Source organism: Dictyobacter aurantiacus (assembly GCF_003967515.1).
Classification (GTDB): Bacteria; Chloroflexota; Ktedonobacteria; order Ktedonobacterales; family Ktedonobacteraceae; genus Dictyobacter; species Dictyobacter aurantiacus.
The window spans coordinates 653,394-671,162 of record NZ_BIFQ01000001.1 but is presented as its reverse complement, the minus strand read 5'-3'; the positions used below and the strand labels follow the sequence as shown (position 1 = coordinate 671,162).

At 54.9% G+C, this 17,769-nt stretch carries 13 protein-coding genes; 5 read left to right on the top strand and 8 right to left on the bottom strand.

Translation table 11 applies throughout. The annotated features are described in order from the left end of the window. Positions 1–262 precede the first annotated feature (262 nt). The 4 genes from KTT_RS02700 to KTT_RS02685 all read left to right on the top strand — a co-directional run bounded on the left by KTT_RS02700 (position 263) and on the right by KTT_RS02685 (position 7,059). Positions 263–1,033, top strand: a complete 771-nt coding sequence (locus tag KTT_RS02700; protein ID WP_126594524.1) for a response regulator transcription factor — start codon at positions 263–265, stop codon at positions 1,031–1,033. Further along, a complete protein-coding gene (locus KTT_RS02695; RefSeq protein ID WP_126594523.1) occupies positions 1,033–3,402 on the top strand; it encodes a sensor histidine kinase in 2,370 nt (789 codons plus the stop codon). The genes KTT_RS02700 and KTT_RS02695 overlap by 1 nt, the downstream gene beginning before the upstream one ends. 570 nt (positions 3,403–3,972) lie before the next feature. Next, positions 3,973–4,872 carry an SDR family oxidoreductase gene (locus tag KTT_RS02690; protein ID WP_126594522.1) on the top strand — a complete coding sequence of 300 codons (900 nt, stop codon included), beginning with the start codon at positions 3,973–3,975 and terminating at the stop codon, positions 4,870–4,872. A gap of 231 nt (positions 4,873–5,103) precedes the next feature. Continuing rightward, positions 5,104–7,059, top strand: coding sequence for an adenylate/guanylate cyclase domain-containing protein (locus KTT_RS02685; protein ID WP_160145596.1), 1,956 nt, complete (start codon positions 5,104–5,106; stop codon positions 7,057–7,059). Between the two features lie 250 nt (positions 7,060–7,309). Here the strand turns inward: KTT_RS02685 and KTT_RS02680 are convergent, their stop codons facing one another. The 8 genes from KTT_RS02680 to KTT_RS02645 form a co-directional block, all read right to left on the bottom strand. Beyond that, positions 7,310–8,176 carry a GNAT family N-acetyltransferase gene (locus tag KTT_RS02680; protein WP_126594520.1) on the bottom strand — a complete coding sequence of 289 codons (867 nt, stop codon included), beginning with the start codon at positions 8,174–8,176 and terminating at the stop codon, positions 7,310–7,312. Positions 8,177–8,415: 239 nt separating this feature from the next. Beyond that, the gene (locus tag KTT_RS02675; RefSeq protein WP_126594519.1) at positions 8,416–9,648 is read right to left on the bottom strand and encodes a histone deacetylase family protein; all 1,233 of its coding nucleotides are present in this window, start codon (positions 9,646–9,648) and stop codon (positions 8,416–8,418) included. 93 nt (positions 9,649–9,741) lie between these two features. Beyond that, entirely contained in the window at positions 9,742–10,605 is an 864-nt protein-coding gene (sucD, locus tag KTT_RS02670) for a succinate--CoA ligase subunit alpha (RefSeq protein ID WP_126594518.1), read from the bottom strand. Between the two features lie 5 nt (positions 10,606–10,610). After that, complete coding sequence (gene sucC, locus KTT_RS02665; protein WP_126594517.1) at positions 10,611–11,759, bottom strand: ADP-forming succinate--CoA ligase subunit beta; 1,149 nt, start codon at positions 11,757–11,759, stop codon at positions 10,611–10,613. 365 nt (positions 11,760–12,124) lie between these two features. Continuing rightward, positions 12,125–13,486 carry a phosphohexomutase domain-containing protein gene (locus KTT_RS02660; protein WP_126594516.1) on the bottom strand — a complete coding sequence of 454 codons (1,362 nt, stop codon included), beginning with the start codon at positions 13,484–13,486 and terminating at the stop codon, positions 12,125–12,127. Positions 13,487–13,577: 91 nt separating this feature from the next. Beyond that, positions 13,578–14,144, bottom strand: coding sequence for a GNAT family N-acetyltransferase (locus KTT_RS02655; RefSeq protein ID WP_126594515.1), 567 nt, complete (start codon positions 14,142–14,144; stop codon positions 13,578–13,580). Then, complete coding sequence (locus tag KTT_RS02650) at positions 14,141–15,322, bottom strand: phosphopentomutase (RefSeq protein ID WP_126594514.1); 1,182 nt, start codon at positions 15,320–15,322, stop codon at positions 14,141–14,143. The genes KTT_RS02655 and KTT_RS02650 overlap by 4 nt, the downstream gene beginning before the upstream one ends. Further along, positions 15,319–16,527: a 6-phosphofructokinase gene (locus KTT_RS02645; RefSeq protein WP_126594513.1), complete on the bottom strand. Its 1,209-nt coding sequence runs from the start codon at positions 16,525–16,527 to the stop codon at positions 15,319–15,321. Before KTT_RS02645 ends, KTT_RS02650 begins: the two co-directional genes overlap by 4 nt. 248 nt (positions 16,528–16,775) lie before the next feature. On the opposite strand from KTT_RS02645, the gene KTT_RS02640 reads away from it, so the two are divergent. Next, positions 16,776–17,708, top strand: a complete 933-nt coding sequence (locus tag KTT_RS02640) for a nucleoside hydrolase (RefSeq protein WP_126594512.1) — start codon at positions 16,776–16,778, stop codon at positions 17,706–17,708. The last annotated feature ends 61 nt before the right edge of the window (positions 17,709–17,769 follow it).

Genomic DNA, 17,769 nt, shown 5'->3' with positions numbered 1-17,769 from the left:
ATAGCTTCGAACTATGTACGGTGTTATAGTATAGTTTTCTTAGCTTGATTTCAAGACGATATTTTTCTCAAGCGATAGTATGAGATGTCCGAAGCCAGGTTCGCGGGTGCACATTTTGGGGTTTCGGATGCTATCTTCTTCAGCCAAAAATTGCTATACTTGGCAGTACGTATGGTGGAGTTATGGGGAGTAGGTAATTGGTCAGTGCGGCGTGCATCTGACCAATGGTTGATATCAGCGCATGGAGTAGCCACGTTTTTATATGGGAACATTAAATGTATTGCTCGTTGATGATCACGGTCCTTTGCGCAAAGCGCTGTACGAGGGATTAGAGGCTACCAGAGAGGTGCATGTGCTGGGCGAGGCCGCCACCGGTCGTGAAGCGGTCGCGCGCGCGCTCGAACTGGATGTGGACGTCATCCTGATGGATGTACAATTGCGCGATCCCAGGGAGGGTCGGCGGGCTTTAAGTGGCGTGGGGGCCGCGGTCGCCATTCGCCGTGAGCGGCCGCGTATGCCGGTGGTGTTTTATTCGATCCAGGATGACGACGAATATTACCGTGAGTTTCGTGCTTCCGGCATCCTGACGCACTATGCTTATGTGCGCAAGAGCAATTATCTTCTGCCCAGCATGCTGGTTCCGCTGTTACGCGATGCCGTCAGCGGTCGCAGCCTGGTTGATCCGGAGATTGAGGATCGCGTGCAAGAGGTACGCGACCTGGATGAGCAGTCTCCACGAGCGCTTCTGGAGCCCAATGAACTACGCGTGGCCGAGTTGATGGCCCAGGGCATGACCAACGAGCAGATCGCGACGCGCCTCAATTTGCATGATAAGCGAGCTGTTAGTCGTACCAATGGGCGTATCTACGCAGCCTGGGGACTGAGCGAGAATGCCGTCGATGATAAGGTGGCGCGTGCCCGTGCGACGCTGATTTATATGCTCAATCGTATGGTGATGTGGGATGAAGAGGGCGTGGCCCTGGTACAGGATCGCCGGGGTGAATGGGTCCCTCTCTATAAAGAAGAAAACTAATGCCTGTACCATTTTTTCAGACTTCGGCTCTGCTTCTACAATCTCTCTCTCTGGCTTTATCGATTTTTAATCTGATCGCTTTTTTATGGCTGGCGTTTACCGTGTGGCTCAATGGGGATCGGCGCAGCATGATCGCGCGTGTAGGTGTGGTAGGGCTGGGGTTGGCGGCGCTCTTTTTCTTTATTCATGCGTTGCTGATTTCTGGCTCTCTCTCCAGGACAACGAGCGGACCCATATCCTCCGATTTTTTGTGGCGCCTGGTCTGGTTCCCTGCCATTGGCGTGCCCTATATCTGGTTTGTTATTGGTCTGTACTATGCCTCTTTCCTCAATAGTAAATGGCGCCATCGGCGTCCCTATTTGCTGGTGAGTAGCGCGCTACTGGGCTGTAGCGTGTTGACGATCTTGATCATCAACCGGACGGTATTTACGTTCAGGGGAACGTTATTGCTGCTGGCCTATGGAAGTGATGTCAATGGTGCTGTGCCCCAGGGGCCATCTTTACCGCTGCTGGTTTTGCCGATCTTTTTAACCTATGTGACATTCTGTGTGATCGGACCCTGGTTTACACCAGCGCGAGTGGGGCGCCTGCTTGGCGCGCTCTGGCGCTTTGGTGTTCTGCGCGTGCGTACCCACTCTTTGCGGCGCGCCCTGGTCGATGCTTTTTGGGACGACCAGATCGACGTGGAAAATCTGGATGAGCCCGTATTATCCTGGCACCTTGCGCGTCCGGTACTCTTGCTGGCGGCCCTGTTGATGGTCTGTTTGACCCTCAGCCTGGGTATGCTGGGTGTCTGGTCGATCATTACCTGGGTAAGAATGCAGGCGAATGGTGGTCTGCCCGCTTCCCAACCAGCCGACCCCAATAGTATCCCCATGAACCTGATCCTGCTGGATATCTATGCGACCGGCTGCGTGGCTGTGATCGTCTTGCTGATTGGTTACTCGATTGTCAGGCATGGCATCCTTATTGAGCGTCCCCTGGCCCGACGTGGTTTTTTTGAGCAGTGGCGCGGTATCGTATTTGTGGCGACGGCGAGCGCGCTGTTCATCTCATTTCTGATGTGGATTACGCATAGTTCGCTAGGGAGCCTGCTACTGATCACGATTATTGCCACTGGCGCCTATGCTCTCTTTACCTGGAGTAGCTATACCGCGCACGATCGCTATGTTTCATTGCTCGGACCCTTCTTGCGTAGTACCAGCGTTCGCCATTGGCTCAATACTGACCTGCAAAAGACCGAACAAAACATGGAGGCGCTCTTCTTTCACCTGTGTAAAGAAGTCTTAGAGGTACGCTGCGCGCGCCTGGTTGTTCTGACCGGTCCCGTGAGAAGAAGCTTCTCTTATCGCTGGTCGATCTTAGACGCATCTGATCAGGTGGAGGAGTTGAGCCGTGGTGGATTGCATGAGCCGGTATCTGGCGAGATTCAGAATCCGAAAGTTCTGCGCTCAGACCTGCACTCCTATCGTATCCGCGTGTCATTGCAGGGTATGCCGGTGATCTGTTGGGTCTTGCCGATCTATGATGAGTTGGGTCTGGTGGCCCGGCTTTATCTGGGTCCCCGGCAGGATGGTGGCGCGTTTACCAATGAAGATATGGACCTGGCCCAGGCTTGCGGCCAGCGCATCCTGGATACGTTGCGCGATCACGAAGCCATGCTGGCGGTGGCTGGCCTGCTGCGACGGCGTGTGGTGGACGTCAAGTTATTGGGCGCCCAGCAACGGCGTGTGCTGCACGATGAGACCCTGCCGATGCTGCACCTGGCTCTTCTGGGGCTGGAGACGGTGCGCTCCCTCCACGGGCAGGATAGCGAAAAATCTGAGCGCGTCGAGCAGACTTTGCACGAGGCCATTGGCTCGATCAGCACTGTCCATCGCCAGCTGGCCTCGATGATGCGGGCCATGTCGACCGGCGCACCCCATCGCCTTGAGCGTGATGGCATGATGACTGCCATCCATACCATGCTGGAACAGGATTTTCAGCAGGCTTTTGACGTGGTCGAATGGAAGGTGTCAGAGGAGACCATGCAGGTTATTGATGATCTTGTGCCGCCCGCGATCGCTGAACTGATCTTTGCGGCCGTGCAGGAGGCTTTACGCAATGCCGCTCGCCATGCCCGGGGGACTGATATCCACCGGCGGTTACGACTCACCCTCTCTGCGTCCTGTAATCCGCACCTGGAAGTTATTGTGGCCGATGATGGAGTCGGCATCGTTTCTCCCAGTAGCTCAACCACTGGAACGGGTGGTGGACTGCTCACGCATAGCGCTCTGCTAGCCATCGCTGGTGGCACCCTGACCGTCAAGACAACCCCTAATGAAGGCGTCAGCGTACGCATCTTCCTTCCCATCGATGCCTTGCAGTAGGTGCCGGGCTCGCCCCGGCTTTGCTTGCAGTAGGTGCCGGGCTTGCCCCGGCTTTGCCGCCCTCCGCCGGAGCGGCGGCCTGGCCCTCCTGCTGGGCGACTCCTTTCCGCCAACGATGTCTGGCACCTACAATGGATGTGCCTGCTCATGAACGTATTCATGATCCAGTGCCCTGGTTTCAGAAGCGACCTCATACTATAGTAAAAATAGCTACTGCGCTTAAAATGTGGCTGACTCTCATGCTCATCGATTACTGCCTGCATAAGCTTTCGCACCTCCGATGCTCACGAGTCCATTGTGTTGGTGCATGCAGGGGTGTATCAGTGCCCCTGCATGCACCAACACACAAAAAAACCAGCGCGGCAGCGCAGTGGACGCACGTGCGGGGGCGCTCACGTTCCCTCAGGGTAACGAGAGTAAGACACATTTAGATGCCACCGGTTTGTGTCTGATGGTGCCGCTAAGACGTTATGGTAACTGTTCTGGATAAGGAAGCTAATGCTACCTGAAGACTGACGATCCGGCATCTCTAACGTGAAGAATGTATTTCGAAAGAAAGGGGACGAGCCAATGTTACTCATTACGGGGGCCACTGGTTTTATTGGACGGCAGTTGGTAGCTCGCCTGGTTGCTCAGGGGGAACGGCCACGTTGCCTGGTACGCGATCTGCGTCAGGCTTCCAGCAGTTTGCCAGTGGAGAGCGTGGAATTAGTGCAGGGGGCCACCACGCAGCCAGCTACACTGGAGCCTGCTTTACAGGGGGTCGACACCATTATTCACGCGGCCTTTATGACCGCTGATCGTAAGCAGTCTCCTGGCAATAACTATGAAGAGACCAATGTGGGGGGCACCTCTAATCTGATTCTGGCGGCCAGGGCCGCCGGCGTCAAACGCATGATTGAGATCAGCGGCCTGGGGACCAAACCGGACAAACCGGGGAGTTACATGCAGGGTCGCTACCTGTCCGAGAAGATGCTGATGGAGAGTGGACTGGATTGGACTATTATTCGTCCCTCTGTGCTCTTCGGTAAAGGTGCACCCTTTATTAAGGGCTTAACGGAATTGATTGAGACCGCCCCGGTGGTGCCGTTGATTGGTGGGGGCAAAACCATGTTCCAACCTATCTCCGTGGATGATGTGGTCACGGTGATTATCAAGGTCCTGCAAGATCCGGATCGGACCAACCGCAAGATCTTTACGATTGGCGGACCAGAATACTATTCGTTCAGCCAGATCTTTGATATGCTGCTTCAGGCCACTCATCATAGCCGACCCAAGGTGTATGCTCCTACCCCCCTGGTTGGTGTGGGGGCCGCCGTAATGGAAGCTGTCTTGCCCAAACCACCGTTGACGAAGGCTGCTATGGCCTTGTTCTCATTCAATAACACCACCGACCTGGATAGCGTCGAACGTGACTTTGGTTTCAAACCACAATCCTTCAAAACTTACCTGGAGACACAAGGAGTGTAGCTGGATGTAAAAGGCAGGCGCGGCTGAAGATTATAAAGCAAGCAAAACGTTGCTGTGCTATAATAGGTGGGCATATTCGTTTACAGTTACGAGAATATGTCCACTTTTTCATGTGCGCTGTTGAACGTATGGCTGTGTCGTAACTCTATCGATTGACATACTGACGACCACTGCTAACTTTTCGCCATGGCCCGGGGAGGGGCAACGCTCTATCTGGAGGGAGGAATCTGCGTGATCTCTGCCGATTTATCTGGCAAAGCAGGCGATGAATTACGCGCTATCAGTGAGAGGGTGATCCGCATTTCACGCCTCATCCACGAAAGCTCTGAGCGATTAGGGATCGCTGTCGAGGGGACCTTTGCGAGCGATGGAGGTGATCCTCGTGTGCGTCTGTTGAGCGATGCCCTGAATGTAAGCCGCAATGCGGACCTGGAGCTAGGGCGTATCTACCAGGCTATACAGCGTACAGTAAATGAAGCCAGGACCCAGTTGCCCGCCAGGGGGCCAGAGCAGAAGAATGTTGACCTGCCTGGTCAGGCCTCCCTGTCTCGTCCCTCCTTTGAAAATGAGCGTCAGGCTATGGCGACCAGTATTTTACATCTGGAGCAGCAGCGTGATGAACTGGAAACGCTGTCAGAGATCGCGCGCACGCTCAATTCGACCCTGGAGTTTGATGAGGTTTTGTCGCTGGTCATGGACCTTGTCATCCAATTCGTGAAGGCCGAACGAGGCGTGTTGATGCTGGTAAATACCAGTTCGGGCGCCTCGGAGTTGACCGTCGCGCGCGACAAAAACGCCAGCAACATTCCCGACAGCGCGTTCGCTACCGCACAGATTAGCCGCAACACGATCAAGAAAGTCATCGAGACTCGTCAGCCATTGCTAACCGATGACGCGCAGTTGGATGAGGGCTTGAAGGACAACCAGAGCATCCTGGTGTATGGCATTCGCTCCATTATGTGCGCGCCCCTGATCGTGCGCAACAACTGTATCGGGGCCGTGTACGTTGATAGTCGCTATAATACTCGTCTCTTTAACCGTAAGCATCTGGAATTATTGCTGGCTTTCTGCAATCAGGCCGCCATCGCCATCGATAATGCTCGTCTGTTCGCCGATCTTAACCGTGCCATTCGTACGGTGCGCGAAGATAAGCAATACATGGATAACATCTTTGGCTCTATCGCCAATGGGGTGATCACGACCAATTCCGCCGGGATCATTACCACCTTTAACGCGGCAGCCAGCATCATCCTGCATATACATCCCAATCAGGCCCTGGGCAAGCACTACCGCGATGCCTTTAAAAATCTGCCACCTGATGTTGGTGTTATTGATATGCTCTACAATGCGCAGGCTCACCACGAACATGGCACATTAATTAACCAGGCTATCAACTGCAGGATTCCTGGTCGTGAGCGGGACGAGATGGTGAGCTTAAGCTATTATGTCAGCTCTCTGCGTGATGTGCAGGGCTCGCATATCGGTATGGCGCTGGTTATCGACGACCAGACCGAATTGAAGCGCTCACAGGCACGCGCCAGGCAGATACGCGGTATCTTCGAGCGTTACGTACATCCCCATGTTGTTGAGCAACTGATCCGCGATCCCATGGCCCTCAATCTGGGTGGTGAAACTAAAGAGATCTCGGTCATCTTTGCCGATATTCGTGGCTATACGCGTTTGAGCGAAAACATGCGCCCGGAAGAGGTCATGCACCTGATCAATCGCTACCTCAAGATCATGTGCGATGCCATCTGGGAGGAGGCGGGTACCCTGACAGCATTTCAGGGTGACGCCTTAATGGCTATCTTTAACGCGCCCTTGCCACAAGCCGATCACGCTCTGCGCGCGGTACGCGCGGCCTGGAAGATGCGCATGGCGGTGCTTGACTACCAGCGTTCGCAGCCGCAGGAGGTGCAGGTCTCCTTTGGCATCGGGGTCAATACCGGACTGGCAACAGTAGGAAATGTAGGCGCGCACGAACGTCTGCAGAACTACACCGCCATTGGAGATGCCATCAATGTCGCTTCACGGTTGCAGAATAATGTCTCCGACAACAACATCTTGCTCAACGATCCCACATATCAACAGGTCCAAAACCAGATCCAGACTGGCAAACCCTTCTCCCTGACTGTAAAAAACAAGAGCGCCCCCCTCACTGTGCGCTACGTTCTGGGCCTGCGCTAAAGAAAGCCAGAGACACGTGCCTCCGGTCCCTCACGCGAGCGCTAAAGCGCCCAACATGTCTTAAAAGGCACGCGCCTTTGACCCCCACGCGAGCGCTAAAGCGCTCAACATGTTTTAAATAGAAGCACTGGTACAAAAAGTAAGCGCCCAGCGCTTACTTTTTGTACCAGTGCTTCTATTTAAAAAGGGCGTCTGCGTATGCGGACGCCCGAGCGGGGGCGCTCAAGCTCGCGGTACACCGCAGCCAAAATTAGAGACGCTTGCGCAGCACAAACCCTTTTTGCTGCAAGCGGATAAAGCCGAACCACTCGTAGAGGCGGTGGGCATGATAGTTATCTTCCTGGGTATTGAGCATAATGCGTGAGACGCGGGCGCGCTCAAAGAAGTAGATGGCCTCGGCCATCAGGCGCGCACCAATCATCTGACCCGCCACCGAAGGATGTACCGCGATACGTACCAGATAGCCATAATCATCATCCAACGCATTAAACTGATAGCCTACGACCTCGCCATTGAGTTCGGCTACAACGAAGTAAGGGTGCGTACTGGCAATATCTTGAAAAGAGAAGGGATCATAGCGCCATAGATCTTCAAAACAGGCCTCTTCGATGCGTAGTAGCGCGGGCATATCACTTGCCAGATCTACATTGCGTATAGCCACTGCTTGATTGCCAGTGGTTGGAATCTTGTAATCAAATTTGTCGTACGAATAGAGATTGCGATAGGGGATGAAGCCTTGCCCCAGAAGGAGGGAGCGCAGCCAGTCGTTGTCACTATCATTTCCGGAATAGTGAAAATACTGCACGCCCTGAGACCGTAATGGCTCGTAGAGCTGATCAAGCAAGCGACTCAGCACCGACACATATTCTTTGCTCTCTGTCCAGCTGACTCCAAAGCCACTAAACCAGGCCAGAGACGAACTGATAATCTGTGATAGCAGAAAGCCATAGAGCGTGCTATCGTTCCACAGACCAACCGCCGGATAGCGCTTCAGCAATAGAGGCAGCTCACTGAGCGTAAACCGCTGGTAGACATACTCCGATGTACGCAATAGCCGTTCAATAGCAGGGATATCCTCCTCACCAAGCAACCGTATCTGTCTCTCTTTATTTCTCATATATCCTCTGTGCTGGCGGCCTTTATATGTGCCACAAAATGTGCCGCAAAGCTGTTATGTGTTTTCCTATAGTGATAGGTGCTTTTGAACATTGTATATGCTCAAAGTGGCCCTTGTTACGTGCTTTTAGTGTATCCTTTCATATCCCTACGCGTCAACATTGAACCGGACAACAGCAAGAAGGGGTTCTCGGTTCCTCTCGTAGGAACCGAGAACCCCTTCTTGCTGTTGTTAAGGATTTATTCTTCGTTCTGGCAGCAGGTATCGCTGGCATCATCTGAGGATTGGGAGGTGGCCGGTGTCTTTGTGATGACGGGACCCTTCATCTCACGCAGCAGCTTCTCGCGGTCCGGTTTAGGCTGGTTGCGCATGCGATAGCCAGTGAGCTGGTGAATGCGCCGCAGCTCTGAAATCACAACATCGGTGTTGAGCTGAAAGGCGATATCGGGTGCCTGCCCATACTTATCAACGGCTTCGGTGCCGCCAAGGAGCTGATTGAGGCTGGTGGCGACGCCGCTGGCGACAACATCCAGGTCATAGCCGCCCTCCTGTACCATGATCAATCGGCCTTCACAGAGGGTATCGGCCAGCTTGAGAATGATCTCATTAAGCTTGGAGAAGCCGGCGGTAGAGATGCGCATGCCCGGTTGAACGCCGGTGTGACCTTCCGCCTCTTTCCAGTGAGCATCATAGCCAGCTGAAACCAGGATCAATTGTGGATTAAAGCGGTCGGCGGCCGGTGCCAGGACCTGACGGAAGATGGGTTCGTAGATTTCATAGCCTGAGCCAGCTGGCAGCGGAACATTGATGGTCGTACCTACCGCATCTCCCTCTCCACGCTCATCGGACAGGCCGGTGCCGGGAAAGAAGGGAGCCTGGTGGATCGAAAAGTAGAGCACGCGAGGATCATCATAGAAGGTTTCCTGGGTACCATTGCCATGATGTACATCATAATCGATGATCATGACGCGCTCCAGCTCATAGCGATCTAGCGCGTAGCGAGCCGCGATGGCGACGTTGTTGAAGATGCAGAAGCCGAAGCCAGCTTCCGCCACGGCATGGTGACCCGGAGGGCGAACCAGACAGTAGGCATTTTTTACCTCGCCATTCATAATGGCATCCAGGGCTGTCAGGGGAGCTCCCGCTGCCTTGCGGGCAGCTTCATAGGTTTTAGCGGATACATATGTATCGGTGCCTGCCTGCAGGCTGGTGGGGACTCCAGTGGCCGCTTCGGTTTCGGCGGCCTGCTGGCTGAGCTCTTCGATTTCCTGGATGTATTCGCGCTCATGCACAGTTGCCAGTTCATCGATACTGGCGGCGCGCGGCGTTAGCTGCACGAGTTCTGGACGTTCCAGCCAGTTGAGGGCGCGCAGATAGCCGATCGACATCTCCATCCTTTGAGGACGTTCAGGATGTCCCTTGGGAGGACGATGCTCCATAAATATTGGATCGTAGACGAGGGCCGTTGTCATAGATTTCCCTTGGTCAGGCTACTTCGTTAAGTGCCTGGTTATTTTCTAGGTGGGATACCCATGTCTGTCAGGCATGGGTATCCCAGCGTTGCGTTAGAGTACTTTTTTGACTAGGTCAGGAATATCAAAAATGGTATCGGCGACAGGAACACCGGCGGCCTGCAGGGCCGCCACTTTTCCCTGGGCGGTACCGGTGTTGCCGGAGATGATCGCTCCGGCGTGCCCCATGCGCTTGCCAGCCGGCGCCGTGCGGCCAGAGACGAAGGCTACCACAGGCTTGGTCATCGTTTTGATGAACTCAGCGGCATCTTCTTCATCGCTACCACCGATCTCACCGCACATCACCACAACCTTCGTCTGTGGATCCTGCTCAAAGAGGCTGAGGTAGTCCACAAAGGTTGAGCCGATGATGGGATCGCCGCCGATGCCGATGCAGGTGGACTGACCGATGCCAGCCCCCGTCAGCAAGGAGACGACCTCGTAGGTCAGCGTACCTGAGCGTGAAATAAAACCTACTGGACCGGGATTGAAGATCTGGTAGGGGATGATGCCGATCTTGCCAAATCCAGGGGTACACATGCCAGGACAGTTGGGGCCAATCAGGCGAGCGCCTTTTTCGCGCACCACCAGCATGGCACGCGTCATGTCGATGACGGGAATGCCCTCGGTGATACATACGATCAGCTCGATGCCGGCTGTGGCGGCCTCCATAATCGCGTCAGCGGCTCCTGCCGGGGGCACGAAGATGCAGCTGGCTGTGGCGTCGGTGGCGGCTCTGGCCTGGAAAACGGTATCGAAGACCGGCACACCCTCGACGCTCTGTCCACCTTTGGATGGCGTCACGCCACCCACAATGTTGGTTCCGGCGGCTAGCATATTGCGGGTATGGTATTGACCCTCGCGGCCGGTAATACCCTGAACGATGACGCGTGTAGTGTTATCTAATAGAATACTCATGTCCCTTACAGTCCTTTTTCCGTTTGAGCGATCGCGGCCACAATCTTCTCTGATGCGTCGCGCATATCTTTACCCCAGTCCAGTCCTGCGTCTTTGAGCAGCGCACGTCCCTCTTCGGCACCCGTTCCCGAGAGGCGAACCACGATAGGCATGCCCTTGGGAAGCTCGGCCTGGGCCATGATGACGCCCTTGGCGACCTCTTCACCGCGGGTGATGCCGCCGAAGATATTAACGAGGATGCCCTTGACCTGTGGGTCCCGGGCCACAAACGTGAGTGACTTATACATGACCTCGGCCTTGGCGCCGCCGCCGATGTCCAGGAAATTGGCCGGTTTGCCGCCCGAGCGGGCCACCATATCCAGCGTGGTCATCACCAGGCCCGCGCCATTCCCGATGATGCCGACATCTCCATCCAGCTTGACGTAGGTCAGGCCGGCCTGTTTGGCTTCATATTCCAGGGGATTGGCCTCTTCGGGCTCGGCCCAGGTGGCGTATTCTTTCTGGCGGAACAGACCATTATCGTCAATGACAATTTTACCGTCGGCGGCCATCACCTTGCCGTCAGCGGTATAGGCCAATGGATTGATCTCGGCCAGGTTCGCGTCGCTCTCAATGAATGCTTTGGCCAGGGCCGCCAGGATGGCCGCTGATTGGCGTAAAACATAGGAGGGGAAGCCTGCGCGGGCCACGATGTCCAGGGCCTCAAAATGGCGCAGACCCCAGCGCATATCGATCGGCTGCTGGATGATCTTTTCGGGTGTCTTCTCCGCGACCTCTTCAATATCGATGCCGCCGGCCGTTGAAACCATCACCACGGGCGCTTGCGATTTGCGATCGAGCACGATGCCCAGATAGTATTCTTCTTTAATATCGATTTTAGAAGTTACCAGAACCTTTTCGACCGTGAGCCCTTTGATATCCATGCCAATGACACGTGAAGCCGCCTCGCGGGCCTGCTCGGGTGTATCCCCGAATTGGATACCGCCAGCTTTGCCGCGTCCACCGACATAGACCTGAGCTTTAATGACAACTGGTCCACCCAGTTCACGGGCAATAGCTTCGGCCTCCTCTGGTGTATAGGCGACCTTCCCCGGTTGGACCGGAATGCCATACTTGCCCAGAATACCTTTGGCCTGATATTCATGAATTTTCAAAATAGTTGCTCCTTGTGATACTTGTCGTACGTCATTGTACTCCCCACTATTTTAAAGAAATTACCTATTATGCGCAAGGGAATATATGGATAGCCCGGGCTATTTAAAAGTCTATTCTTGCCGCCTTCGGCGGCGACGTGGGGAAAATGAGAAGAGTGGGGACACCCCACACCCCGCAAGGGGCTAGCCGCCCCTTGGCCCCGCTGAGCGCTACTTTTAAATAGCCTTGTTTAGAGCGTTGCCGGTTATACTCGCGCTTTTTTCTCTGCTTGTAATATACCACGCGGAGAGCAACCCCGGCAGGAGTACAGGGAATCCTGATCCGGGGTTGGAGTTATCTCTCTTATTACAGGCCGTTCCAGATGCTAGCCGCGAATGAAGGCCAGCACCTCGTCGCGTTTCTGTTCCATCAGGGTTTTGTCTCTGGCCTCGACGTTCAGACGCAGCAAGGGCTCGGTGTTCGAAGGGCGAACATTAAACCACCAGTCACCGTAGTCAACGGTCAGTCCGTCCAGCTTATCGACCGATTTGGCCGACTTGCCGAAGTGCTCCTCCAGGGCCTGCAGTTTGCCCTGGGCATCCTGGACGGTGCTGTTCACCTCACCGCTGCGCACCCAGTGATCCAATGGCTGGATAATCTCGGAGAGGGGCTTGTTCTCGACCGAGATCAGTTCCAGCATGATCAGCAGAGCGATCAGACCGGAATCGGCGAACCAGTTGTCGCGGAAGTAGAAGTGTCCGGAGTGCTCGCCGCCGAAGATGCCATCGGCTTTGCGCATGTCGGCTTTAATAAATGAGTGGCCGACACGGGTGCGTAGCCCCTTGCCGCCGAGCTTCTCAATCAGTTCAGGAACGCTCTTAGAGACGATCAGGTTGTAGAGGATGGTTGAGCCCGGTTTTTTTTGCAGCAGGCTGTTGGTGACGGCCAGCGTCACCTGAGATCCATCGACCAGGTTGCCGTTTTCGTCGACCGGGAACATGCGATCGGCGTCGCCGTCGAAGGCGGCACCAACGTCTGCCCCGACCTCGCGCACCTTCTTCTGCACATCAACCATGTTCTCTGGTTCGATCGGGCTGGCGGGATGGTTGGGGAATGTGCCGTCCAGGTCAAAGTAGAGCGGAACCAGGTCGCAGGGCAGGTGCTTGAACACGCGAGGCATGATCAAACCCGACATACCGTTGCCGGCGTCGATGACCACTTTGAGTGGTTTGATCTTGCTGACATCGATGAAAGAGAGCGCATGTTGTACATAGTCGTCGATCACATCGCGCTTTGTGACTTCGCCTTTGCTGGCTGGCTCGGCGAAGTTGCCGCTGACCGCCAGGTCGCGGATATCGCCCAGACCGGTATCCAGGCTAATCGGGAAGGCCTGGGCGCGGCAGAACTTGATGCCATTATATTTGCCGGGATTGTGTGAGGCGGTCACCATAGCGCCGGCCGAGTAATTAAATTTGCCCACGGCGAAATACAGCCCATCGGTCGTGATCTGTCCCAGGTCAACCACATTGACACCCTGGTCGCTGATACCACGAATCAGAGCCTCGGCGATTTCGGGAGACGAGACGCGCATATCGCGGCCAACCGCGATTTCAGGCACATTGAGATACTGGGCGGCCGCCCGCCCAATGCGGTAGGCGGTCTCGGCGTGCAGCGTCTCACCATAAACGCCACGCACATCATATGCTTTAAAAATGGATGGATCAACAGCGGTATGAGAAGTGCTCATAATGAATTATGTATGAGCTTTCTCTGATAAAAGACCCTTCCCGAGTCAATGAGATCATCGGAGAAAGCTCAGCTCCTTTCTTCTATCTGAACTACACGGTATGAGATTTCCAAATCTCCAATAGCACCCAGGGCTCGCCCGTGCTGCGGGGATCATAGATCTGCCCGACCTCAGTAAAGCCCGCTTTCGCGAAGGCTCGACGCGAGGGATGGTTGGCCAGGGCCGTTTCGGCATAGACACGCCGGATGCCGGGCAGCGTAAAGATATAGCGTACCAACGTGCGAATCGCTTCTGGCCCATATCCCTGACCCCAACGGGTCTTATCACCTAATCCCAGGCCAAGCTCGGCTTGCCCCAGGCGAGTATCAACGTTAAAGTAAGTAATGGTGCCAATCGGGATGCGGTTCTCATCTTCAATAATGAACCAGAACTGGCGTCCATTGCCACGGATATAGTTGCGCTCGAATGTGGGCAAGAATTCGCCCATGGTACGTGAATACGGCCGATGAATATCGTAGCGCCACACCTCATCGTCGCGTTCCCAGTGAAAGACATAGTTTGCATCTTTCATCGATGGTCGGCGCAATTGGATGCGTTCACCACGCAGATAGGGTCCCTGGGCCACATCTGCTTTGTTATCCCGTTGTAATTCTGTCATAATAACCCCAGTGTAGGTGCGAAACTCGTTCCAGCGGCCAGGGGTTCGACACCAAATGCTTCCGCTAACGTCTGCCCCAGGTCCGCGAAGGTTGGACGAACGCCGAGATCGACACCGGAACGAATGGGTTCTCCATAGGCAAGTAAGGGCACGCATTCTCGGGTATGATCTGTCCCACGATAGGTGGGATCCACCCCGTGGTCCGCGCTAAAGAAGAGCGCATCACCGGGTCGCATACGCTGCTGGACCAGTGGGAGCCACTGATCGACATCACGTAAAGCCTGCGCGTATCCCTGGCTATCGCGACGATGGCCCCAGAGCATATCGAATTCCACCAGGTTGACAAACAGGAGACCCGAAAAATCTGTCTCCAGCCATTTCAAGGTAGCATCCATTCCTTCGCGGTTCGTCTCAGTGTGATCGCGTTGGGTTAAGCCGCGTCCGGCGAAAAGATCTTCGATTTTACCCAGGCCAATCACGTCCTTGCCAGCGTCCTTAAGGCGATCCAGCAAGGTAATGCCGGTAGGGGCCAGCGAGAAGTCCCTGCGATGTTCCGTGCGCTTGAAGGCACCCGGCTCACCAATAAAGGGACGCGCGATAACCCGCCCGACTGCATGATCACCTGTAAGCATACTACGGGCAATCTCGCAGATGTGATACAACTCCGCGAGGGGAATCACATCCTGGTGGGCCGCGATCTGAAACACGCTATCGGCGGAGGTGTAGAGGATGGGATAGCCGGTGCGTACGTGTTCCTCGCCCAGTTCTTTGATGATCTCGGTGCCTGAGGCAACTTTATTGCCGATAACCTTACGTCCAATCGCCTGCTCAAATGCGGCGACGATATCTGCGGGAAAACCATGCGGATAGGTGGGTAGTGGTCTGGAGAGGACCACGCCAGTCATTTCCCAGTGGCCCGTGGTGCTATCTTTTCCGGCCGAGGCCGAGGCCATACGTCCATAAGCACCCGCGACCCTGTCACGAGGTGGTGTCCCAACGATGGGCGTAATATTGCCAATTCCCAGGTTCCCGAGATTGGGCAGTTCCAGGCCGCCAATGGCCTGGGCGCAGTGTTCGAGCGAACTGGCCCCTTCGTCGCCGTAGGCGCGGGCATCGGGATTTTCGCCCGCCCCTACGCCGTCGAGCACGATCAGGATCGCTCGCGTCAGGTGTGTCATGACCGTATCCTCGTCATTTCCAGTTGGGTATGGTGTATCAATGGTTCGCCAATCAATGGTAACGCATAATCGTAGAATGCCTGCGTGACCATTGTTTTGGATGCATTCAAGTACTCATCCGGCATCAGACGCTGTACGTTGGCGACTTCGCTTAAGGCCGCTAATCCAGTCGTACAGTGATAAGGCGCCTGTGCGTCGCGTACCAATGTTATCATCTTATCACTTTCACCGGCGAGCAGGGCATGTACGCCCATCTTACCAACCAGGTACGCCTCATCACGATCCGGCGCAGAGATGTGGGTGCTGGACATACGCTGTAGATCGCCAGGTTTATCAAAGCGCGCGCGTAGCTTCAATTCACGTTTAACCAGTTCTACCAGGTACTGAGCAGCCCCGCTGAGTAAAGGATGGTGAAAAGCATCCATGCCAGCCTGTCCCGAGCTACCCAGGGCGTTGCCCTTTTCATTGCGCATGGCTTCGGCCACCACGACAATCACAAAGCCCAACTGCTTATAAATATCTTCAACCTGTGTCAGAAAGCTTTGCTCATTGAACGGTTTTTCTGGGAGTAGCAGGATATGTGGCGCATCGCTCTCGCTGCGCTTACCCAGCGCGGCCGAGGCCGTCAACCAGCCGGCGTCGCGTCCCATGGTTTCGATGACTTTGACGGGATAGTGCCAGGGGATCGACAGCGTGTTCATGGTAGAGTCCTGCGTGGCCTGTGCCAGGAAGCGAGCGGCACTACCATAACCCGGACAATGATCGGTAAAGGGAAGATCATTATCAATGGTTTTGGGAATGCTTATAATCTGGAGTTCATAGTTGCTCTGCCGGGCCGCCCCCGCCAGGCGGTGGGCCGTATCGGCAGAGTCGTTGCCCCCGATATAGAGCATATAGTGAATATCATAGCGGCGCAGAATTTCAATTGTTCGCTCCAGGTCATGCTCCTGGAGCTTATAGCGACATGAACCTAGAGCCGCCGATGGTGTATGTAAAAGCTGTGACCATACAGAGTTCGGTTGATTGCCCAGGTCGATAATGTCTTCCTTGAGAAGACCCTCAATGCCATGGTGCATGCCATAGATGCCGCCGATACGCTGATCGGCGAGCGCGGCTTCCACTGCACCGACAAGACTGGCATTAATGACGGCGGTGGCTCCGCCGGATTGTCCAATGATCAAATTGCCCGGTTTTTTTGCTGACAATACAATACCCTCTATTTTCAACTAGCTGTCGCAGCTATGGTTTTTCAGGGTCATTATAACAATGCCATCGATTGGCGTCGAGTGCTAAATGTGAGAAGAGCCCGTTCTATTCAGGCTTATTTATGATGTGTGTAGAGTTGAAAATTATTATGTCAACATGTTACGATAAACATGCTCATCTGTATAGACGACATCTATCGATTCAGGCTGACTATCGATGCTGAGGTAGCTGACAAAGGATAGAATACATGAGACAGAAGATCATCCTGGATTGCGATCCGGGGCACGATGATGCGATCGCGCTGTTGCTGGCGGCTCGTCATCCCGCGCTGGAACTGCTGGCTGTGACCACCGTGGCCGGTAATCAATCGGTGGAGAAGACCTCAACCAACGCGCTAAAGGTCTGCACGCTGGCTCGTATCTTAGATATACCGGTGGCCCGCGGCATGCAGCGCCCGCTGCTTCATCCGCCACACTTCGCTGCAGACATCCATGGCGAATCGGGCCTGGATGGTCCCGATGTGCCTCCCCCTGCTTTTCCCCTGGCGGCTCAGCATGCTGTCGACCTGTTAATAGACCTGTTCTTACATTCCGATGGCGATATCGTGCTGGTTCCTACCGGGCCGCTGACCAATATAGCAGCGGCTATCAGACGCGAGCCAGCTATTGTGCCGAAAATTCAGGCTATCTCGCTGATGGGTGGCGCGATTAGCGTAGGCAACGTCACGGCTAGCGCCGAGTTCAACATCTGGGCTGATCCGGAGGCGGCGGCCATTGTCTTTGCCTGCGGCAGGCCGATCACGATGATTCCATTGGAAGTGACGCACCAGGCACTGGCGACAGAAGAGATTATCGGCCGTCTGCGTGCCATGCAGCGTCCTGTGCCCACTTTTGTTGCCGATCTACTGCACTATTTCGCAGATTCCTACCGCCAGGTCTTTGGTTTTCCCGCGCCGCCCCTGCACGATCCTTGCGCTGTAGCCGCCGTTATCGAGCCAGACATTATTCTGGCGAAAGAGATGCATGTGGAGATTGAAACGCAGGGAGCATGGACGGTGGGGCGCACCGTCTGTGATATCTATGCGAAAACAGGATTGGCCGCGAACGCGCGCGTCGGTTATGCGCTGCAGGTGGACCGCTTCTGGGACCTGCTTCTGGATACCATTCAAGGTTATGAATAGGAGAATGTGTTATTTTTGATAGTGGTGCAGCAGGAGCGCAGATGCGCTCCTGCTGCACCAC